General features: G+C 63.7%; 3 protein-coding genes and 1 pseudogene. 2 read left to right on the forward strand and 2 right to left on the reverse strand.

The window, feature by feature from the left end; genetic code table 11:
- Together AAG799_RS22405 and AAG799_RS22410 are read left to right on the forward strand one after the other, a co-directional pair.
- On the forward strand, positions 1-663 hold a 663-nt coding region (locus AAG799_RS22405), incomplete at its 5' end, for an oligopeptide/dipeptide ABC transporter ATP-binding protein (RefSeq protein ID WP_341899306.1).
- Between the two features lie 120 nt (positions 664-783).
- Entirely contained in the window at positions 784-1,146 is a 363-nt protein-coding gene (locus tag AAG799_RS22410) for a hypothetical protein (RefSeq protein WP_341899308.1), read from the forward strand.
- A 16-nt stretch (positions 1,147-1,162) separates the two neighbouring features.
- On the opposite strand, the gene AAG799_RS22415 is transcribed toward AAG799_RS22410, so the two are convergent.
- Both AAG799_RS22415 and AAG799_RS22420 read right to left on the reverse strand, forming a co-directional pair.
- Positions 1,163-4,273: an efflux RND transporter permease subunit gene (locus tag AAG799_RS22415; protein WP_341899310.1), complete on the reverse strand. Its 3,111-nt coding sequence runs from the start codon at positions 4,271-4,273 to the stop codon at positions 1,163-1,165.
- Positions 4,270-4,586 (reverse strand): annotated as a pseudogene (locus AAG799_RS22420) (efflux transporter periplasmic adaptor subunit); the annotation flags it as partial. The pseudogene AAG799_RS22420 and the gene AAG799_RS22415, both read right to left, overlap by 4 nt.

Raw genomic sequence — 4,586 nt, forward strand, 5'->3', positions numbered from 1 at the left:
GCCTCGCTCAATCCGCGCATGCGGGTGGAAGAGATCATCGGCGAGGCGCCGGTGGCGCATGGCCTGATCAAGCGCAGCGAGATGGGCGCCTATGTCGAGAAGATCATGCTGCAGGTCGGCCTCGACCCGCGCTATCGCAAACGCTATCCGCACCAGTTCTCCGGCGGCCAGCGCCAGCGCATCGGCATCGCCCGCGCGCTCGCCGTGCAGCCGAAATTCATTGTCTGCGACGAGGCCGTGGCGGCACTCGACGTCTCGATCCAGGCCCAGGTGCTGAACCTGTTCATGGACCTGCGCGAACAGCTTGGCCTCACTTACCTGTTCATCAGCCACAATCTTTCGGTCGTGGAGCACATCTCCGACCGGGTGGTGATCATGTACTTGGGCCGCGTGGTGGAAAGCGCGCCGACCGAGCAGCTGTTTGCCGGCCCGAACCATCCCTATACCCAGGCCCTGCTGGCCGAGGCCCCGAAGCTGGTGGCCGAGCGCCGCGATTACCTGCCGATCAAGGGCGAAATTCCCTCGCCGCTGAACCCGCCGCCGGGCTGTCATTTCCACCCGCGCTGCCCGCAGGCTTTTGCCCGCTGCAGGGCGGAAGTGCCTGCCCTGAAAGAGATTGCACCCGGCCGCCTGTCGGCCTGCCATCTCAACGACGCGGCCTGATCACGGCGTTGTAACGGCCGCACGGGGCTTGAAAACGGAACTTTAAGCATCACCTGCTAGTTTGAGAGTGTGAAAGAAGCGTCTGCAGGACGCGGACGCGCACACCGAAGGAGGCCAGCCATGTGCAAGGCCATCTCATCCCGTGCGTTGCTTTCCACCACCCTGACCATCGCCGCTGTCTCGCTCGGCATTGCCGCCCTTACACCACCCGCCCAGGCGCAACAGGCCATGGTCTGTGGCCTGCGCGATGACATGGGAAAAATGCTGGATCAGCGTTTCGGCGAGCAGCCGCAGGCCGCCGGCGTTGTCGGCGACCGTGTTGTCGAACTGCTGGTCTCGCAGACCGGCTCCTGGACCATCCTCATCACCAGCACTGATGGCCGCGCCTGCGTGGTCACCGGCGGCGAGGACTGGACCGATCAGCCGATCACCATGCCCAGCAAGGTCAAAGCCGACAAGGTGAAGATCGACTCGACTCTGTAAGACGCTTCCGGCTGCCTTACGCGGCAGCCGGGGTTCCTGCCGGACGTTTCACCCTGAACCAGGCGGCATAGAGTGCCGGCAGGAACAGGACGGTCAGCAGCGTGGCGACCAGCAGGCCGCCGATGATGGTATAGGCCATCGGTCCCCAGAAGTTGCTGGTGGACAGCGGAATCATGCCGAGGATCGCCGCCAGCGCGGTGAGGATGATCGGCCGGAACCGCCGCAGCGTGGCATTGATGATGGCATCCCAGGCCGCCTCGCCGCCGGCAATATCCTGTTCGATCTGGTCGACCAGGATCACCGAGTTGCGCATGATCATGCCGGCCAGCGCGATGGCGCCCAGCATGGCAACGAAGCCGAACGGCACGTTGAAGGTCAGCAACCCCAGCGTGACGCCGATCAGGCCCAGCGGCGCGGTCAGCAACACCAGCAGCATACGCGACACCGACTGCAGCTGGATCATCAGCAGCGTGATCATGATGCCGATCATCACCGGCACCACCGCGCCGATCGAGGCATTGGCCTTGCCGCTTTCCTCGATGGCACCACCCATCACGATGCGGTAATTCGGCGGCAGGCTCTTGCGCAGCTCGTTCAGCTGCGGCTCGATCTGCATCGACACCACCGGCGCCTGGATGCCGTCGATGATATCGGCGCGTACAGTGATCACTGGCTGGCGGTCGCGTCGCCAGATGATGCCTTCTTCCAGCTCGTACCGGATTTCGGCCACCTGGCTGAGCGGCACCGGGCGCGTACTCTCCGCGCCGGCCACGTTCAGATCCTTGATGCCGGTCAGGCTGAGGCGTTCGCTGGCTTCGGCGCGGGCGACCACATCGATCAGCTCGCGATCCTCGCGATACTGCGTCACGGTCAGGCCGGACACGATGGAGTTGAGCGTGGTGGCGAGATCCTGCGAGGAAATGCCGAGCAGGCGCGCCTTGGCCTGGTCGACATCCAGCTTGACCACCTTGCTCAACTCGTTCCAGTCGAGGTTGACGTCACGCGCATTGGGATTGGCGCGCATCACATCGGCGACCTGGAAGGCGATCCGGCGCACTTCCATCGGGTTGGGGCCGCTGACGCGGAACTGCACCGGGAAGCCGACGGGAGGCCCGTTTTCCAAGCGGTTGACACGGCCGCGCAGCAGCACGAAATCCTCCTGGAAGGCCGCAATCAGCCTGTCGCGCACGCGCTCGCGCTCGGCATCGCCTTTGGTCAGCACCACCACCTGGGCGAAGTTGTCGTTCGGCAGCTGGATGTCCAGCGGCAGGTAGAAGCGCGGCGCGCCAGCGCCGACATAGGTGGTGTAGCTGACGATATCGGCATCGTTCTTCAGCAATTCTTCCAGCTTCAGCGCCTCTCCCTCGGTGGCGGTGATCGAGGCACCCTGCGGCAGGCGCAGGTCGACCATCAGCTCGGGCCGGTTGGAGGACGGGAAGAACTGCTGCTGTACCAGGCCAAAGCCCGCCACGCTGAGCACGAAAATACCGAACGTGCCGGCAATCACGATCCAGCGCCGCCGTACGCACCACTCCACCACCGGGCGGACGAAACGATAGATGCCGCGATGGTAAACGTCCTCGCTATGGCCATGGCCGGCCTTTGGTGTCGGCAGCAGGGTGTAGCCGATATAGGGCGTGAAAATGACCGCCACCACCCAGGACACCAGCAGCGAAATGGTGACCACGGCGAAGATCGAGAAGGTGTATTCGCCGGCCGAGGATTTGGCGAAACCGACCGGTACGAAGCCGGCTGCGGTGATCAGCGTGCCGGTGAGCATCGGGAAAGCGGTCGAGGTATAGGCGAAGCTGGCGGCGCGGAAACGGTCGAACCCCTGCTCCATCTTCACCTGCATCATCTCGACTGCGATGATGGCGTCATCCACCAGCAGACCAAGCGAGATGATCAGCGCGCCCAGCGAGATGCGGTGGAAATCGATGCCGAAGATCTGCATGCACACGAAGGTGATCGCCAGCACCAGCGGGATGCACAGCATCACCACCATGCCGCTGCGCAGGCCCAGGCTGAGGAAGCTGACACCGAGCACGATGACCACGGCTTCCAGCAGCACCTGCATGAATTCCGAGATCGAGCGCTGTACCACGGTGGGTTGGTCCGCCACCTGCAGCACCTCGATGCCGATGGGCATATCGGCCTTCAGCCGCTTCATGGTGGCATCGAGCTTCTTGCCCAGCTCGATCATGTTGCCGCCCTTGGCCATCGAGATGGCGAGGCCGATCGATTCCTGACCGTTGTAGCGCAGACGTGGACTGGGGGGGTCGGCATAGTCACGCTTGATATCGGCGATGTCGCCGAGCCGGATCAGCCGCCCATTGGCCTGGATGGAGAGTTCCGATAAATTCCTGCCGCTTTCGATATCCCCGCTGACGCGGGTGGCGATGCGGTCGGACGAGGTCTGCACCACACCCGATGCGGTCTGCGCATTCTGCGCCTGGATCACATCGATGACCTGCTGCGGACTGATGCCAAGATTGGCCAGCTTTTTGTTGGAAAACTCGATGAAGATGCGTTCGGGCTGCACGCCCAGCAGGTCGGCCTTGCCGACATCGCGGATGCGCAGCAGTTCTTCACGCACATCCTCGACATAGTCCTTCAGTTCGCGATGGGTGAATCCATCGGCAGTGAAGGCATAGATGGTGCCGAAAGTGTCGCCGAATTCATCGTTGAAGAACGGCCCCTGCACCCCGGCCGGCAAGGTCTGGCGGATATCACCCACCTTCTTGCGCACCTCGTACCACACGCCGGACACTGCCTTGGGCGGCGTGCTATCACGCAGGGTGACGAAAATGGTCGATTCCGCGGCCTTGGAATAGCTGCGTACATTGTCGAGATACGGCGTCTCCTGCAGTTTCTTCTCGATCTTGTCGGTGACCTGCTGCTCGACCTCGCGCGCGGTGGCGCCGGGCCAGTTGGTACGCACGATCATCACCTTGAAGGTGAAATCAGGGTCTTCGGCGCGGCCGAGCTGGGTATAGGACAGCGCCCCTGCCGCCAGCAGCAGCACCATCAGGAAGCCGATCAGCGAGCGGTGGCGCAGTGCCCAGGCGGACAGGTTGAAGCGGCCGACGCCATCATCGCCGGCCGGAGAGGGCGGATGCTGACTCACGACTTCTTCCCCGCACTGGCAGACTGCACTTCAGGGAGCAGGCGCACGGTCTGGCCGGGGATCAGCTTGTGCACGCCGGCGGTCACCACCTTCTCGCCGTCTTTCAGGCCGGCCGCGATCAGCACGGCCTTTTCGATATAGGCCGCAACCTTCACGGTGCGCAACTCGACCTTGCCCTCGCCCTCGGCCGGGCCGCTATACACCCACACGGCCGGCTCTGCGCCCTGCTGGTACAGCGCCGCCAGCGGCAGCGCCACCACAGACGCATCCGAACGCCGCACGATCGACACCGTCGATGTCATGCCAAGCCGGA

It is taken from the genome of Ferrovibrio terrae (assembly GCF_943371255.1).
GTDB lineage: Bacteria > Pseudomonadota > Alphaproteobacteria > Ferrovibrionales > Ferrovibrionaceae > Ferrovibrio > Ferrovibrio terrae_B.

Excerpts from the sequence above, each read along its gene's own strand:
- AAG799_RS22410 (WP_341899308.1), top strand. The coding sequence starts at position 784 with ATGTGCAAGGCCATCTCATCCCGTGCGTTGCTTTCCACCACCCTGACC.